Annotated in this window: 11 protein-coding genes and 3 rRNA genes; all 14 read right to left on the bottom strand. The window is 31.5% G+C overall.

Annotated elements, in window-relative coordinates; genetic code table 4:
• Window positions 1-69: 69 nt before the first annotated feature.
• Window positions 70-178, bottom strand: a 5S ribosomal RNA gene (rrf, locus tag MYE_RS01050).
• 67 nt (window positions 179-245) lie between these two features.
• Window positions 246-3,152: ribosomal RNA gene (locus MYE_RS01045) — 23S ribosomal RNA — on the bottom strand.
• A gap of 224 nt (window positions 3,153-3,376) precedes the next feature.
• Window positions 3,377-4,900, bottom strand: a 16S ribosomal RNA gene (locus MYE_RS01040).
• Together the 16S, 23S and 5S rRNA genes form the textbook arrangement of a ribosomal RNA operon.
• Window positions 4,901-5,199: 299 nt before the next feature.
• Complete coding sequence (locus MYE_RS01035) at window positions 5,200-6,615, bottom strand: NADP-dependent glyceraldehyde-3-phosphate dehydrogenase (protein ID WP_042733180.1); 1,416 nt, start codon at window positions 6,613-6,615, stop codon at window positions 5,200-5,202.
• 103 nt (window positions 6,616-6,718) lie between these two features.
• Entirely contained in the window at window positions 6,719-7,486 is a 768-nt protein-coding gene (locus MYE_RS01030; protein ID WP_042733179.1) for a TrmH family RNA methyltransferase, read from the bottom strand.
• A 12-nt stretch (window positions 7,487-7,498) separates the two neighbouring features.
• Entirely contained in the window at window positions 7,499-8,002 is a 504-nt protein-coding gene (locus MYE_RS01025) for a dUTP diphosphatase (RefSeq protein ID WP_042733178.1), read from the bottom strand.
• A gap of 10 nt (window positions 8,003-8,012) precedes the next feature.
• Window positions 8,013-8,429 (bottom strand): hypothetical protein, encoded by a 417-nt coding sequence (locus MYE_RS01020; protein WP_052491388.1) that lies wholly within the window; start codon window positions 8,427-8,429, stop codon window positions 8,013-8,015.
• Window positions 8,430-8,506: 77 nt separating this feature from the next.
• Complete coding sequence (gene infB / locus MYE_RS01015) at window positions 8,507-10,372, bottom strand: translation initiation factor IF-2 (RefSeq protein ID WP_004427879.1); 1,866 nt, start codon at window positions 10,370-10,372, stop codon at window positions 8,507-8,509.
• Window positions 10,373-10,396: 24 nt separating this feature from the next.
• Complete coding sequence (locus tag MYE_RS01010) at window positions 10,397-10,696, bottom strand: L7Ae/L30e/S12e/Gadd45 family ribosomal protein (RefSeq protein WP_004427881.1); 300 nt, start codon at window positions 10,694-10,696, stop codon at window positions 10,397-10,399.
• Window positions 10,683-10,964: an RNase P modulator RnpM gene (gene rnpM / locus MYE_RS01005; protein ID WP_236681621.1), complete on the bottom strand. Its 282-nt coding sequence runs from the start codon at window positions 10,962-10,964 to the stop codon at window positions 10,683-10,685. The genes MYE_RS01010 and rnpM overlap by 14 nt, the downstream gene beginning before the upstream one ends.
• Window positions 10,945-12,453: a transcription termination factor NusA gene (nusA, locus tag MYE_RS01000; RefSeq protein ID WP_042733177.1), complete on the bottom strand. Its 1,509-nt coding sequence runs from the start codon at window positions 12,451-12,453 to the stop codon at window positions 10,945-10,947. The genes rnpM and nusA overlap by 20 nt, the downstream gene beginning before the upstream one ends.
• Before the next feature lie 8 nt (window positions 12,454-12,461).
• A complete protein-coding gene (rimP, locus tag MYE_RS00995; protein ID WP_042733176.1) occupies window positions 12,462-12,956 on the bottom strand; it encodes a ribosome maturation factor RimP in 495 nt (164 codons plus the stop codon).
• 136 nt (window positions 12,957-13,092) lie between these two features.
• Window positions 13,093-13,743, bottom strand: coding sequence for an NAD(P)H-dependent oxidoreductase (locus tag MYE_RS00990; protein WP_042733175.1), 651 nt, complete (start codon window positions 13,741-13,743; stop codon window positions 13,093-13,095).
• A gap of 12 nt (window positions 13,744-13,755) precedes the next feature.
• Window positions 13,756-18,237 carry a PolC-type DNA polymerase III gene (locus tag MYE_RS00985; RefSeq protein ID WP_042733174.1) on the bottom strand — a complete coding sequence of 1,494 codons (4,482 nt, stop codon included), beginning with the start codon at window positions 18,235-18,237 and terminating at the stop codon, window positions 13,756-13,758.
• Window positions 18,238-18,251 lie beyond the last annotated feature (14 nt).

The following is an 18,251-nucleotide window of genomic DNA, read 5'->3' as shown; positions in this document are numbered from 1 at the left end:
ACTATTTTAAAGATTATTATATTTTATTTTTTTATAAATAACAAAAAAAGAACCCGAAGGTTCTAATTAAACTGGCAGCTCGCTATCTTCTCGCTAACGCAATATTTTCACCGTAATAGAGCTTAACTTCTGTGTTCGGCATGGTAACAGGTGTGACCTCTATGCTATAACCACCAGATTAGTTTTTTGGATTGTTCTTTGAAAACTGAATACTAGCTTGAAATGTATTGTTATAAATTGCATTTTCTAAAAATTCACTCGATCTATTAGTAATGGTTAGCTTAACGCCTCACAGCGCTTACACATCCATCCTATCAACCATGTGGTCTACATGGGATCTTACATCTTACGAATGGGAAAATTCATCTTAAAGGGGGCTTCTCGCTTAGATGCCTTCAGCGATTATCCTGTCCGCACATAGCTACCCTGCTATGCCACTGGCGTGACAACAGGAGCACCAGGGGTGCGTCCATTCCGGTCCTCTCGTACTAGGAACAGCTCTCTTCAATTTTCCTACGCCCACAACAGATAGGGACCAAACTGTCTCACGACGTTCTGAACCCAGCTCGCGTACCGCTTTAATGGGCGAACAGCCCAACCCTTGGAACCGACTACAGCTCCAGGATGCGATGAGCCGACATCGAGGTGCCAAACCTCCCCGTCGATGTGAACTCTTGGGGGAGATAAGCCTGTTATCCCCGGGGTAACTTTTATCCGTTGAGCGACGGCCCTTCCACTCGGGACCGCCGGATCACTAAGTCCTACTTTCGTATCTGTTCGACTTGTAAGTCTCGCAGTTAAGCATCCTTCTACCTTTGCGCTCTATGTATGATTTCCAACCATACTGAGGATACCTTTGAGCGCCTCCGTTACTTTTTGGGAGGCGACCGCCCCAGTCAAACTACCCACCAGACACTGTCCTTAACCCGGATAACGGGTCGAAGTTAGAAATCCAATGTAACGAGGGTGGTATTCCAAGGTTGACTCCACCAGTACTGGCGTCCTGGTCTCATAGTCTCCCACCTATCCTCTACACGTTACACCAAATTTCAATATCAAGTTATAGTAAAGCTCCACGGGGTCTTTCCGTCTAGTTGCGGGTAACCGGCATCTTCACCGGTACTAAAATTTCACCGAGTCTGCAGCCGAGACAGCGAAGGGATCATTACACCTTTCGTGCGGGTCAGAATTTACCTGACAAGGAATTTCGCTACCTTAGGACCGTTATAGTTACGGCCGCCGTTCACCGGGGCTTCAATTCAAAGCTTCGCTTGCGCTGACTTCTCCTCTTAACCTTCCGGCACTGGGCAGGTGTCACCCCCTATACATCGTCTTGCGACTTAGCAGAGAGCTGTGTTTTTGTTAAACAGTTGCCCCTCCCTCTTCACTGCGGCTCATCAAAGATGAGCACTCCTTCTTCCGAAGTTACGGAGTTATTTTGCAGAGTTCCTTAGCTACAGTTATCTCGCTTGCCTTAGGATTTTCTCCTTGACCACGTGTGTTCGTTCTAGGTACAGGCAGTTAATTATTAAGTTAGAAGCTTTTCTTGGAAGCGTGGAGTCATATACTTCGTTACTAGGCGAACCGTTCACTCCCCATCACACTTCAACGTTAATACAACACGGATTTGCCAATGTTGCCGTCTTTGTGCTTAGCCCGGGACAACCAACGCCCGGGATATACTATCCTTCTCCGTCACTCCATCACTAATTAACTGGTACAGGAATATCAACCTGTTGTCCATCGACTACGCCTGTCGGCCTCGCCTTAGGTCCTGACTAACCCTGGGTGGACGAACCTTGCCCAGGAAACCTTGGTCAAACGGCATGGAAGATTCTCACTTCCAAACGTTACTCATGCCGGCATAATCACTTCCAAGCGCTCCACCAGTCCTTACGGTCTGACTTCATCGCCCTTGGAACGCTCCCCTACCACTGTACTTGCGTACAATCCGTAGCTTCGGTGGTAAACTTAAGCCCCGGTACATTTTCGGCGCAGAATCACTCGACTAGTGAGCTGTTACGCACTCTTTAAATGATGGCTGCTTCTAAGCCAACATCCTAGCTGTCTGTGCAGTTCCACATCCTTACACACTTAGTTTACACTTAGGGACCTTAGCTGACGATCTGGGCTGTTTCCCTCACGAGCATGGACCTTATCACCCATGTTCTGACTGCTATGCACAAGTTATGGCATTCGGAGTTTAATTCTAATCAGTACCGCTAGGTGCAGCCATCATAGATTCAGTGCTCTACCTCCACAACAATTCACATAACGCTATCCTTAAAGATATATCGGGGAGAACTAGCTATCTCCGGGTTCGATTGGAATTTCACCGCTAGCCACAAGTCATCCAAAGTCTTTTCAACGAATACTGGTTCGGTCCTCCATTAGGTTTTACCCTAACTTCAACCTGCTCATGGCTAGATCACCCGGTTTCGTGTCTACTACTGCATACTAAACGCCCTATTAAGGCTCGCTTTCACTACGGCTCCATCTATATCGACTTAACCTCGCATGCAATAGTAACTCGCCGGCTCTTTCTACAAAAAGCACGATATCACCCATTAACGGGCTCTATCTTCTTGTAAGCATATGGTTTCAGGATCTCTTTCACTCCCCTCTCGGGGTGCTTTTCACCTTTCCCTCACGGTACTGGTTCACTATCGGTAAAATGGTAGTATTTAGGCTTACCAAGTGGTCTTGGCAGATTCCGACAAAATTTCACGTGTTTCGCCGTACTCAGGATACTTTCTCGAGGTCATTGCATTTCGTATACGGGGGTATCACCCTCTATGCCGCTACTTCCCAATAGCTTCTACTATACAATAACTTTGTAACTCTAACAAAAGTCCTACAACCCCGCCCCGTAGAGCGGTTTGGCCTGTTCCGCGTTCGCTCGCCACTACTAACAGAATCATTATTATTTTCTTTTCCTCTAGGTACTAAGATGTTTCAGTTCCCTAGGTTCCCTTCTTATAAGCTATGTATTCACTTATAGATAACATGAGATAAATCATGTTAGGTTTCCCCATTCGGACATTCCGGGATCGCAGCTTACTTCCAGCTCCCCCAGACTTTTCGCAGGTAATCACGTCCTTCTTCGGCTCCATTTTCCAAGGCATTCACCATATGCCCTTACTATTTTTTTAGAAAATCTTTCTAGCAATTTGTAACTCAATTAATTTTAGTTAATTGTTTTGATGTCATTACGAATAATTTCGTAATAATTATCTAATTATATGTTGTTATAATCAGAAAATTGCATTTCATCTAATATTCAGTTTTCAAAGAACAATCATTTTCAGAGATTTATACAATCCCTGAAAACTAAATAGAACTAAAATAGTCAATAATAAATGTTTTATCTCCATAGAAAGGAGGTGATCCATCCGCACGTTCCCGTACGGATACCTTGTTACGACTTCACCCCAATCGCCAGTCCTACCTTGGGAGGCGCTCTCCTTGCGGTTAAGCTACCCACTTCTGGTATTACCAACTCTCGTGGTGTGACGGGCGGTGTGTACAAGACCCGAGAACGTATTCACCGCGACATAGCTGATTCGCGATTACTAGTGATTCCGGCTTCATGAAGTCGAGTTGCAGACTTCAATCCGAACTGAGACTGGCTTTTTGAGATTAGCTCCCCCTCGCGAGATTGCGACTCTTTGTACCAGCCATTGTAGCACGTGTGTAGCCCAGGACATAAGGGGCATGATGATTTGACGTCATCCCCACCTTCCTCTAGCTTACACTAGCAGTCTCGTTAGAGTCCTCAACTAAATGTTAGTAACTAACGACAAGGGTTGCGTTCGTTGCGGGACTTAACCCAACACCTCACGGCACGAACTGACGACAACCATGCACCACCTGTCTCAATGTTAACCTCCACTATATCTCTATAGCTTTGCACTGGATGTCAAGCCCTGGTAAGGTTCTTCGTGTTGCTTCGAATTAAACCACATGCTCCACCACTTGTGCGGGTCCCCGTCAATTCCTTTGAGTTTCACTCTTGCGAGCATACTACTCAGGCGGAGTACTTAATGCGTTAGCTGCGGCGCTGAGATAATCCCAACACCTAGTACTCATCGTTTACGGCGTGGACTACTAGGGTATCTAATCCTATTTGCTCCCCACGCTTTCGTGCCTCAGCGTCAATAACAAGCCAGTAAGCCGCTTTCGCCACAGGTGTTCTTCCATATATCTACGCATTTCACCGCTACACATGGAATTCCGCTTACCTCTCTTGCATTCTAGTAATGCAGTTTTCAAGGCGAACCGGAGTTGAGCTCCGGGCTTTAACCTCAAACTTGCAAAACCGCCTACGCACCCTATACGCCCAATAAATCCGGATAACGCTTGCCACCTATGTATTACCGCGGCTGCTGGCACATAGTTAGCCGTGGCTTTCTGGTAAGGTACCGTCAATATAGAGGCATTTCCTACTCTATTTTTTCTTCCCTTACAACAGAGCTTTACAACCCGAAGGCCGTCATCACTCACGCGGCATTGCTTCATCAGACTTTCGTCCATTGTGAAAAATTCCCTACTGCTGCCTCCCGTAGGAGTCTGGGCCGTATCTCAGTCCCAATGTGGCCGATCAACCTCTCAGTTCGGCTACGTATCATCGCCTAGGTGAGCCATTACCTCACCTACTAGCTAATACGCCGCATCCCCATCTCATAGTGAACCAAACGGTCCTTTCAATCTTTTCTCATGCGATAATAAGATTCACATGCGGTATTATCTTTCGTTTCCAAAAGTTATCCCCCGCTATGAGGTAGGTTAGATACGTGTTACTCACCCGTTCGCCACTGGGGTGCAAGCACCCCCGTTCGACTTGCATGTATTAGGCATGCCGCCAGCGTTTATCCTGAGCCAGGATCAAACTCTCATTTTAAAATTGTTTTATAAATTAAGTTAGATTCTGACTATTTTATTATTGTTTTAATATAAGTATTTTGTATTACTCAAATTCATCTTTTTGACAAGATTTGTACAATAATTTGTTCTATTTAGTTTTCAAAGATCGTATCGTTTTTTTCTTTATCTCTTAACGACAAAAATAAGTATATCTTTATTATTTTATTAATACAAGTGTTTTTTTAAAAAAATTTAAAATTTTTAAAATTATAAAAAAATAAGTCTTCTGAGCATTTCAGAAAGACTTAAATAATATATTAAATTAGACTAAAAATACTAATTATTTATAACAATACCTTTATATCTTGTTGAGAATAGTAATGTATCAATTATACCTTGAACTCCAAATCCTGAATCTTTAACTCCTAAGAAAGGAAATACATCCGGACCACGTTGAGATTTACCATTAATATTTACAGTACCAACTTCAAGTTTATTAGCTATTTTTAAAGCTTTATCTAAGTTACTTGAGTAAATACTTGCTTGTAATCCGAAATTAGAGTCATTTGCAACTTTAATCATTTCATCAATTGAATTAATTCTAATAATAGGTAGAATTGGACCAAATGGTTCTTCTCATGCTAATTTCATATCAGTTGTTACATGATCAACAAGTGTAGGATAGATTAAATTATTTTCTCTTTTATCACCTGTAATAATTTTTGCACCTTTATTTTTAGCATCATTAATTAAATCTCAAACAAAATCAGCAGACTTATTATCTATTAAACAAGTAATATCAACATTATCTTTAGGTAAACCTACAGTTAATTTTTCAATCTTAGGTTTTAAAATATCAATTAATTTATCAGCAATTTCATCTGTTGTGATAACTCTTTTAATTGCTGTACATCTTTGACCAGAATAACTAAATGCTCCTGAAACTATTTCTTTTGCATATTTTTCTAGATCGTGATCATCTAAAACAATAGCCGGATCTTTTCCACCTAGTTCTAAAACAACATCTTTTGTTGAACTAATTTCAAGTAATCTTTTTCCTACTTCAACACTTCCTGTAAATGAAATAAAATCAGCTAGTTTATTTGTAATTATTTCATCGCCAATATCACGACCGCGTCCTGTAACAACGTTAAAGATTCCTTTAGGTAGATTTGCTTTATATGCTAGTTCACCTAATTTAGCTCCAATTAAACTTCCTTGAGTAGCTGGTTTAAAAACTAAAGTGTTTCCTGTAACTAACGCTGGAATGATTTTTGCTAATGATAAATTGATTGGATAGTTAAAAGGACTAATTGCTACTCCAACTCCTTTTGCAACTCTCATAAATGTACCAATTTTATTTTTAGCACCATATTTAGCACCATCAATAATTAAAGTTTTTAATTGTTTTACTTCTATAAAAGTTTGATCAATATATTCAACACTTCTAATTACTTCAGTTAAACATTCTTTATATGGTTTAGCAATTTCACTCATAATGATTTGAGCTAATTCTTCTTTGTTTTCATCAATTAAATCTTTTCATTTATTTAGAATTTCAATTCTTTTATCTAAATCAGTTTCTTCTCATTGTTTTTGAGCTTGTTTAGCACTTTGAAAAGCATTATCTATATCTTGTTTTGATAAACTAGGAACAGTTCCTGCAATAGAATTATCAACAGGGTTAATAATTTCTAATTCTTTATTATTTTCAAACAATTCACCATTAATAAGTGATTTAAATTTATACATAAGTTTGCCTCCTTATCTCTTATATAAAATTATATAAAAAGTTTTGCATTATATTTCTATATCTATTTAATTAAATAAAAAAAATCAACTCTAATGAGTTGAATTATTTAGCATTATTAATTTCATACATAATAATTGAACCAGCAACAGCAGCATTTAAGCTATCTACATCTTCTTGCATTTCAATTTTAACATTAACATCAATTAAGTTTAAAAGTTCAGGACTTATTCCTTTAGCTTCATTTCCAATAATTAATGCATATTTATCATCTGAATCAAATTTGATTTTTTGTAACGGTTTTGCGTTATGATGAAGTGATGTTCCAACTATAATGTAATTATTTTCATGTAATATGTTAATAACTTTAATTAAGTATTCATTAAATAAATTTACTTTAAATAAGTTACCTTGAGTTGAACGCAACACTTTTTGATTATAAAATCCTGCACTATTTGGTGAAGCTATAATAGTTTTAAAATTAAAGCTTGCTGCACTTCTAATTAATGTTCCTAAATTACCTGGATCTTGAACGTGATCTAATAATAAAATATCATTTTCTAAATCAATTATTGGATTTTCATCCATACTACATACTGCAAAAACTTCTTGACTTGTTGTTGTGTCACTAAGTTTTTTAGCTACATTTGATGATATTTCAATTACTTCAGTAATATTAGGTATTTCATCTTTTAAAACATTTAATGCTTTTTCTGTTGCTAGTAAAGTTTTGATAATCTTATGATTATAAGCTTCTAAAACCATATGAAAACCTTCAACTATAAATAGTTTTTTACTATTACGGTGTTTAGTGTCTTTAAGTTTTAAAATATCTTTAATTTTTGGATTTGTTGTAGAAGTTATTTTTTCCATAAAGTTTACCTTTTAATAATTATTATCTTGTCTTTTGAAATTAATTTCATTTTTAATATTATAAGCATCAATTATTTTTTTTTGACTGTAATTTTTAACAGAGCAAATATTTAAAAATGAATTTAATAAATCAGCATATGTTGTATGATTTTTATTATTTATAAAATTAGCTAATTTATTAACTATATTAAAATAAGCATCTATATTGTTTTTAAACATTAAATTTTGATATTCAAATTTATTAAAATCATAATTCATTTGATTTCCGATACTTATTAAAAAGTGAGTACAATCAATATATTCATCTAATTGAACTGATAATTCTGCTTCTTTTTTGTTTGATCAGTATTTAAATACTCTTTCTTCATTAGCATATTCACCTAATTCAACTAGAAAAGCAATAATTTTTTTATTCAATATTTCATCATCAACAATAAATTGTTTTTTGTTTGAAATATATGAATCTAATTTAGTTTGTTTTTCACTTAATCATAATAATGTTTTATTATCTAACATTTTTCTCCTTTTAATTGTTATCGTCGCGTTCAGCTACTAACATCAATACTCCAGCAATAATACCTAAAAGTAATCCAAACATAATTGATAGAATACTCATAACTATTCTATATTTATATGTTTTTTCTTTTAATGATTTTATACTTAGTATCGCAAGAATTATATATGGTATAAATGCAATAGATAAAAATGAAAAAGTAAGTATGGTTGATACTTTATATGATGTGATAAGCGGATCCAAATTAGGTGTTGCTGCAACAGTTATTATAGTAGGTATTGTAATAAGAACGTAAATAAAAGCACCTAATGACCCAAAACAACCTAAAATTAAAGTAAGAATTGCTCCTGCTTTATAAAGATCTGATATTTTTTTTGGTTTTTTAATTTGTTCGTTCATTGTTTGATCATTTATAATTTGTTCGTTCATAAGTTATAACCTTTCTTTTTAAAAAGCACATCTAATAATATTTTACTTAATAAAACGCGTCTTTAATGTAATATTAACTATTTAATTTGTTCTAATTTATAAGTTTCAAAGACATCTCCTTCTTTGATGTCATTAAAGTTTTTGATGGTTAATCCACCTTCAAATCCTTGTTTTACTTCTTTAGTGTCTTCCTTTGCATGTTTTAATGAGTTAATTTCACCATCATAAACAACAACACCATTTCTTAAAACACGAATTTTTGCATTTCTTGGAATAACTCCATCAGTTACATAAAATCCACCAATAGTTCCAATTGCTGAGTGTTTAAATAATGCTCTTACTTCAGCTTGACCTAAAACTACTTCTTTAAATTCTGGATCTAATATACCTTTAGCAGCATCTTCAAGCTCTTCAATTAATTTATAAATAATATTATGTAATCTAATTTCAATTCCATCTTCTTCAGCTTTTTTTCTAACTGTAGCATCTGGTCTTACATTAAATCCATAAACGATTGTTAATCCATCTTTAATAGTTGTAGCTAAACTAATATCTGATAATGATATAGCACCAACTGAAGCTCTAACAATATTTATTTTTACTCCATCAATACTAATTTTTGATAATGAACCTTTTAATGCTTCTACACTTCCTTGAGTATCAGCTTTTACAATTAAGTTAATTGCTTTTAAATCACCATCATCGATATGTTTTTTAATAGCTTCTAGTCCAAAATTTTGTCTTGATTGTCTTTCTGCGTTTTGTTGTTTTGCAAAATATGCTTCAGCAATTTCACGAGCCATTTTTTCATCTTGTAAAACAATAAATTTATCTCCAGCTTTTGGAACTTGGTTAAGTCCATAAAGTACAACTGGTTTTGAAGGTTCAGCTCTTAATACTTTGTGTTTATATTCATCTTCAATACGTTTTATTGCTCCGAATGTAGCTCCAGCAACAACCATGTCTCTCATTTCTAATGTTCCTTGTTGAACTAGAACTGAAGCAACAGGACCTTTTGCTTTGTCTAAGTGAGCTTCTAAAACAACTCCAGAAGCAAATTTGTTTGGGTTAGCTTTTAATCCTTGTAACTCAGCAATTAAAAGGATAGTTTCTTCTAATTTATCTAAATTGATCTTTTGTTTTGCTGAACCTTCAATAAATGGAATATCTCCACCAAATTCTTCAGCAACTAAACCATAATTCATTAATTCAATTTTAACTCTATTTGGATCTGCACCTGGCTTATCAATTTTATTTACAAAAACTACAATAGGAACATTTGCTAACTTAGCGTGATCGATAGCTTCTTCAGTTTGAGGCATAACTCCATCATCAGCAGCAACGATTAAAACTACAATATCGGTTGCATTAGCTCCACGACTTCTCATTTCAGTAAATGCTTCGTGTCCTGGAGTATCAATGAATGTAATTTTTTTACCATTTTTAACAGTGATTTGATAAGCACCGATTGCTTGAGTAATTCCTCCCGCTTCAGTATCAACAACATTTGAATTCTTAATTGAATCTAATAATGTTGTTTTACCATGATCAACGTGTCCCATAATAGTAACGATTGGAGCTCTTTCTTTTAGATCTTCAGGTTTATCTTCAACTTCTAATAAAGTTTCTAAAATATTTTCTTTAGTAACTGAAGCTTCTTTTTTGAAATCAAAACCAAATTCTAAACTTAGTTCTCCCATTTGTTCTTCTGTTAACATTGCATTTTGATTTAATAAAATACCTTGATTGAAAAAGTGTTTTAAAATATCAGAAACTGATTTGTTAATTTGACTAGCATAATCAGCTACAGTTAATGGTTCAGTAAAAACAAATACTCCGTCGATTAACCCAGTGCTTACCTCTTCTTTTAATTGTCTTTTAATATTTTTAGTATGTTTTTGTGCTTCTTGTTTTTTAATATTCTTATTTTCTTTTTTTGCCATATAAACACATCCTTTCTTGTGAAGTTATAGTGTAGATTTTATTAATTTGATAAAGTTAGGATCTTTTAATCCAACAGCAACTACCATAGGTTTACCACATGCTTTTGATAATTCTTCTTTTGTTATCAAATCAGAAATATATTCAATATTTCTAGAATTACATTTATCTATAAATTTCTTTTTTTGACTTAATCCCATATCTGAAGAAATAATTACAAGTTCAATTTTATTTTCTTTTATTTGATCTAATAATTTAGATCCAGTTGTTAAATTTCTTGATGAATAAGCCATTCCAATTGCATTTAATAATTTATTTTTTTGCATTTATGTATTCTTCTAATTGATCATAAATAACAGGATCAACTTTGATTCTTAAACTTTTAGAAAGTAAATTTTTTTTCTTTGCAACTTCAACATGACTTAGATCAGATTTAATATAAACACCTCTACCATTAGCTTTTTGAGTTGGATCAATAAATACTTCATTTTGTTTATTTTTAACCACTCTAATTAAATCTTTTTTTGGTAGCATCTCAGATGTTACAATTTCTTTTCTTAAACTTTGATGAGAACTATTCATAGTATTTGTCATAATCTTCTATTGTATCATCTTCATCATCGATATCTTCATCATCATATTCATTTAAAGCTTCATTAAATGCTTCTAAATTAGCATTGATTTCATCGATATCTGGTTCTTGATCGAAAATTGAATCTTGTTTTTCTTCAACTTCTTCAACTTCTTGACTAACTGATTCAGAAACTGAAATTGATTGTTCAACATTAATATCATCATTAATAATTTCAGCTTGGATTTCTTCTTCAGCTAATTCTTTTGTAACTTCAGCTTGGAAAGCTTGTAAAGCTTCTAAATCAATAAAGTCTTCTTTATGATTTTGTTTTTTAGAAATATTATTTGATTTTTGATTACTAATTTTGTTGTTTTGAACTTGTCTTGAAACATTTCTTTCTGTTGAGAAAATATTGTTTTCAACTTCTTCTTTAGTAATGTTTCCATTTCATAAAATATCAATATTATCGTTTAAAGCATTTGATAAAGAATAAATATTAACTTTAGTTTTAACTAAATTAGCAATTAATTTAGCAGCTATCCCTTGTTTTCCAATAGCTAGTGAAAGTTGTTGGTTAGGAACAACTATATCATATTCACCATCTACATTATTTACAGATATTACTTTTACTGGTGACATTGCATTTATAATAAATGTTTTCATGTCTTCATCTCATTTAACAACATCTATTTTTTCACCTTTTAACTCATCACTTACTTTATTAATTCTTGATCCACCAACTCCAACAATTGATCCAATTGGTTCAATGTTTTCATTTGTTGAGATAACTGCGACTTTAGCACGTTTTCCAGGTTCACGACTAACAGCTTTGATTTCAATTATTCCCATTCTAACTTCAGGAACTTCTCTTTCAAGTAATTTAGCTAAAAAGTTAGGACTAGTTCTTGAAACAATTAATTGAGATAAACGACTTTCTTTTTCTACTGTTTCAATGTAAACATCAATAATTTGATCAATTTCAAAAGTTTCATTATTAATTGATTTATTTTTTCATAAATAAGAAGTAGTTCCTTCAATATCTAAAACATAACTTCCTTCTTTATTCATACCTGTAACTTTTGCTTGAACAATTTCACCTTCCAAGCTGATGAATTTTTCATAGATTTTTTCTCTTTCAGCACCACGAATTTTTTGTTGGAAAATTTGACGAACTTGGTTAACTATCATTCTTGAAAATTCTTCATTAAATTCAATAGGTTTTAAAATAACATCACCAATTTTAACATCAGGATTTTTAACTAAAGCTTCTTCTAGTGAAACTTCTAATCAATCATCATCAACTTCTTCAACAACTGTTAATTCTTGATTCATACTGATTTTTCCAGTTGTTTGATCAAAATCTACTCTAACAACAGCATCTGTATCAAAGAATTTTTCATAAGCTTTTTGTAATCCTTCTTTAATACCTGAAATGATAACATCTCTATCTATGTTTTTTTCTTGTTCTATTAATTTTATTGCTTGTAATAATTCATTTCCACTTAACATAATTTCTCCTAAAATTTGATTGCGTATCTTACAAATTTAATATCTTCTCATGATAATTCAATTTTCTTTTTTTGACCTTTTACAAAGAATTCAAATCCAAATTTATTTGAATCTGAATCATATTTAACTAAATGTCCTGAAAATTCTAAAACATTTTTTTGTTGAGAATTTAATTGAACAAATAGATATTCATTTATTGCTTTTTCTAGTTCTTGACAAGTTCTGATTTCTTTTTCAATTCCAGCACTAGCAACTTCTAATAAATAAGGTTCATCAATTTCATTTAATTGATCTAAAGCATCAGAAACTACTTCATTAGCTTTAACTATAGTATCAAAATCTAAACCTTTATTAGCTTTTGAAATATCTTGTACTAGAATTTGTAAAACATCACCATCAAATTCACGATGATTGTTTATTTGATAAACTTCTAAATTTAATTTCTCTAATTCTTTATTTACAATTTCTTGAATTTTTGATTTTACAACACTAAATTTTTTCATAGTTCTCCTATAGGTCAATAATAAAACAAAGCAAGGTATTAGACACCTTGCTTACGCTATATATTTATTCTAATACAATATTAATTGTATAGTTTTTTTATGATTTTTCAATAAAAATTAATCTGTAGTCTGGAATTTACTTAACAAATGTAACGAATTCTTTTTCATCAATTCTTATTTTTGCTTTAGGAATAATATTAGGATTAACATAACCTAAAACCATCGCTAAAACCACTTGTTCATCACTAGTTAAGTAATTATTTTCAATTAGAATTTCATTTAACTGATTAGCATTAAATCCACCCATAATACATGAATCAATATTTAAACTAGCAGCAGCAACTGTAGCAACTCCACTTGCAATATGAGCAGTTGTTTTACTTCAATTATCTAATTCATTATATTTTGCTAACATAGTTGTTGAATTAACAACGTTGTTTCTAAATTTTTGAGCAATTTCTTCTTGTTCTTTTGTAAAAATTGAACTTATAGTTTTATCAATAGTGTGATTTAAAATTTTATTAGATTTATCTGAGACAAATAAAATACATTTATCAGCATTAATAAAGTTTTTTTGATTATAAAACAATGGAATTAATTGTGATTTTAATTCTGATTCTGAATCAATAACTAATAATCTTAAATTCATTAAATTAAAAGCACTTGGTGTCATTCTTGTTGCTGTTAATATATCTTGTAAATCTTTATCAGATATTTTTTTAGTAGTATCAAAATCTCTGGCACTTTTTCTATTTAACATTAAATCTTTTACATTTATATTTGACATAATTCCACTCCTTTAAAATTCAAATGCTAATTGTTCATCGCTTGCTAATGAATTTAGTATACCAAGTTTTTCAAATAATTTAATTTGTGTTTGAGTAACTTGTGTTCTATTTTTTAAATCATTAACACTAGTTATTTTTCTATCATTTCTAGCACTAATTATAGACATTGCCACAGCTTCACCTAATGAATCAATTATGTTAAATGGTGGTATTAAAACTTTTGAACCATCATCTAAAGTATCAACAATAAATCTTGTAGCTTGAGATTTTTCAAAATTAATATTAGTAAATTTAATTTTTCTTGCAAACATTTCTAATAATATTTCATTAACTATGTAAAGATCTTCATCTTTTTTAGATACTTTTTCACCATTTTTTAATCTTTGTTCATGTTGTTTTACTTTTGCAAAAACAGCATCATATCCACCTAGTGTAGTTTCAATATCAAAAGCATCAGCACGCGTTGATAAGAATGTTGCATAATATTCAGCTGGATAATAAATTTTATATCAAGCGATTCTATAAGCCATTAAAACATAAGCAGTAGCATGAGCTTTAGGGAACATATATTTAATTTTTAAACATGATTCTATATATCAGTCTGGCACGTTGTGTTTTTTCATAACATCAACTCATTCTTTTTTTAATCCTTTACCTTTTCTAACTGATTCCATAATCACAAAAGCTAATGAATTATCTAATCCCATACTTAATAAATAAACCATGATGTCATCCCTACACCCAATAACTGTTGAAATGTTAGCTTTACCATCTCTAATTAAATCTCTTGCATTTCCTAATCAAACATCAGTACCGTGACTTAATCCTGAAATTTGAACTAAATCAGCAAATGTTTTAGGTTTTGTTTCTCTTAACATACCTCTAACAAATCCTGTTCCAAATTCTGGAATTCCAATAGCGCCTGTAATTTCACCATTTATTTTATCTGAAGTAATTTCTAATTCATCTAGTCCTGAAAATAATGAATAAACTCTTTTATCATCAGTTGGAACAGTAATCGGATCAACACCAGTTAAATCACGTAACATTCTTAAAGCAGTTGGATCAACGTGTCCTAAAATATCCATTTTTAATAAGTTATCGTGAATAGAGTGGAAATCAAAGTGAGTTGTTTTTCAACTTGATCTAGTATCATCAGCTGGATAGTTTACAGGAGTGAAATCTTCGATCTCAAATTCATTAGGTAAAATTATAATTCCACCAGGGTGTTGACCTGTTGTTCTTTTAACTCCTTCAGCTAATTTAGCTAAACGATTAATTTCAACTTTTCTTGGTTGTTCTTGATTTTGTTTTGTTTCTTCATAAAATGCTTTAACATAACCAAACGCAGTTTTTTCAGCAACTGTTGATATTGTTCCGGCTCTAAAAACATTATCTTCACCAAACATTTTTTTAGTAAAATTGTGAGCTGTTGGTTGATATTCTCCTGAAAAGTTTAAATCAATATCTGGAACTTTATCTCCATCAAAACCTAAGAAAGTTTCAAAAGGAATATCGTGTCCATCACCAATTAATTTTTGATTACATTGTGGACAATTTTTTTCGGGTAAATCATAACCACATTTGTATTGAGGATCAGTATCAAAATCTGAATATTTACAATTAGTACATCTATAATGAGCCTTTAAAGGATTTACTTCAGTAATTTTAGAAGTAGTTGCTACAAATGAAGAACCAACTGAACCACGTGAACCTACTAAATATCCATCTTCTAATGATTGTTTAACTAATAAATGAGAAATTCAATAAACAATTGCAAATCCATGTTTAATAATTGAGTTTAGTTCTTTTTCTAATCTTTTTTCAACTATTTCAGGTAGATTATCTCCATACATTTCTCTTGCTGTTTCATAACATTTATTTTTTAATTTTTCATCAACATTATCAATTTTTGGAGTGAATAATCCATCTTTAACTGGAGCAATATTTGCTTCAACCATATCAGCTATTTTATTAGTGTTTTCAACTACTATTTGATAAACAAATTCATCATCATTTAATCACTTAAACTCATCCAACATTTCTTTTGTAGTTCTTATATGTTGATCTGGAAAATCTTTAACTCTATTTTTTGAATCAAATAATGGATGACGTGTTCCACCTAAACCTTTGGAACTAATATAAACTTCTCTAATTTGTTTTAATTCAGGTTCGGTATAATGAGCATCACTTGTTGCAACAATAATTTTATTTTCTTGTTTTGCAAACTTAATAATTGTTTTAATAATATGTTTTAATTGGTCTAAATCTAATGAATCATCTTGTAATAGATTTTTATAAACACTAATAGGTTGAATTTCTATATAATCATAAAACTTAATAGCATTATGTAACTCATCAAAAGTATTAGTTCTAGCTAGTTCGAAAATTTCACCATTAACACAACCGCTACCAATTAATAAATTATTATTTTTTCTAAATTCTTCTAGATCCTTTTTAATAACTTTAGGTGAAGAGAAGAATGTTTTAGTATGTGATTTTGAAACTAATTTATAGATCTCTTTTAAACCTTTTTGATTTTTAGCTAGAATGTTTAAATGATAACCTGATCTACCGTGATAGTTTTTATTTAAACTTAATTGTTGTGGATGAATTTTATTTCAATCAGTATCAGTATTAATGTTGTGAGTTTTTCTAACTTCAATAATTAATCTGTCATAAACATCAGCTAAAACATCAGCATCATAATCAGCACGGTGAGCAACATCAGCATCATAATCAATACCAAGTTTTTTAGCTATTGTTCCTAATCTGTGATTTTTTAATTCAGCAAACACTACTCTTGAAATTGTAAGTGTATCAATAACTGTATTTGTTAATTTGTCATACCCTAATTTAATTGCACAATTTGATAAAAAGTTAAAGTCGAAATTAGCATTGTGAGCAACTAAAATTCCATCTTTAATAATTTCATAAATCTGAGAAAATGCTTCTTTAATTGAAGGTTTATTTTCTAACATCTCATCAGTAATTCTAGTTAGTTCTTTTGTAAATTGTTTTAATGGTTTTTCAGGTTTAATTAGAATATCACTTCTTTTTCTTTCTCCAGTTTTTAAATCATAAATAACTGCACCAAACTCAATAATCTCATCCATTTCAGGACTTAATCCTGTAGTTTCTAAATCGAAAAACACCATTTTACTACTTTTTAGATCCTGATCTTTAGCGTTTTTAACATATCATAATTTATCAGTATCAACTACTTGAGCTTCTAATCCATAAATTGCTTTTAATTGATTGTCTTTATCTCTAGATTTATTAATAGATTTTATTTCACTATAAATATCAGGATAAGCTTGAACGTTAATGTGATCAGTAAAAGCTATTGCATTTCAATTTCATTTATTAACTAATTTAAGATATTCTTTTGCATAACTAACCCCATCCATTGTACTCATTTTTGTATGAGTGTGTAATTCAACACGTCTAACAGGTTCATCATCAATTCTAGAATTATTTTCTTTTTCAATTTTTATGAAATTATCTATATAAAAAACTTGTTCTTGATCATATTCTGAATAACTTGTTTTTCCACGTAATGCAACTCAATCAGATACATTAATTTTTGCTTCTTTTAATTCTTTTACATTTTCTTGTAATAGTTCTTCTTCAGTTAGATCATCAAATTCACAGGCTTGTTCACTTTTTGAAAAATAAACACATCTAATTGATGATTTGTTATCTGTTATATCAATATAAAAAATCTTTCTTCCAGTTTTTGAAACTTTAAATTCTTTATTCATAACCATTCCATGAATAATGATATTTTGAGCATTTGGCTCTAAATCTAATAACGAATCATAACTAGGTTTATCAAAACTTTGTTTATATTTGTAATTTGAATTGTAAGATGTTTTTTTTACAATAGAAGTTTTAGATGAAGTTTTGTTTATTTTTTGTGTTTGATCAACTTCTTGATTTTTTATTTTTTCTAGTTCTTGTAAAGCTTGTTCTTCTAAAATATCTAATGAAATTTCTTTTACTTTGATTTCAAAATCAATATCTTTAATACCAAATTGATGCAGTTTAGAAACACAATATTTTAATTCAGGATAAATAAAAGATTTACTTTCATTAGAAGTGGTTGTAAATGTCATTAAATTGTTAGTTTGATCATAATCAAAATTCTTAGTATCAATCATAGATCAATAACTAAGATTTCCTGATTCAGCTTTATAGTTTTTAATAAATTCTAAATAATCAATTAATATTTGTTTATTTAAAGACTCTTTATTAACAACATCAATTATTAATTTGATATTAAACATATCATTGTGTTTAAATTTATTTTCTATTTTTTGTAGTAATTGAACTGGTAAAAATTCTTCTATTTGAATATGAAAATAAGCTTTTGTTTTTTTTGTTGATAATCTAATAGGTTCTACTAATTTTGAGTTATTAAAATACGATAATTCAGATTCTGAAAAATCGATATTTAAAACATCAAAAACTTTTTTGATTTTTTTATCCATACAAAAACTCCATT

The organism is Mycoplasma yeatsii GM274B, from assembly GCF_000875755.1.
GTDB lineage: Bacteria > Bacillota_I > Bacilli_A > Mycoplasmatales > Mycoplasmataceae > Mycoplasma > Mycoplasma yeatsii.
The sequence above is the reverse complement of the archived record's forward strand: the minus strand, read 5'-3'. Positions and strand labels throughout refer to the sequence as shown.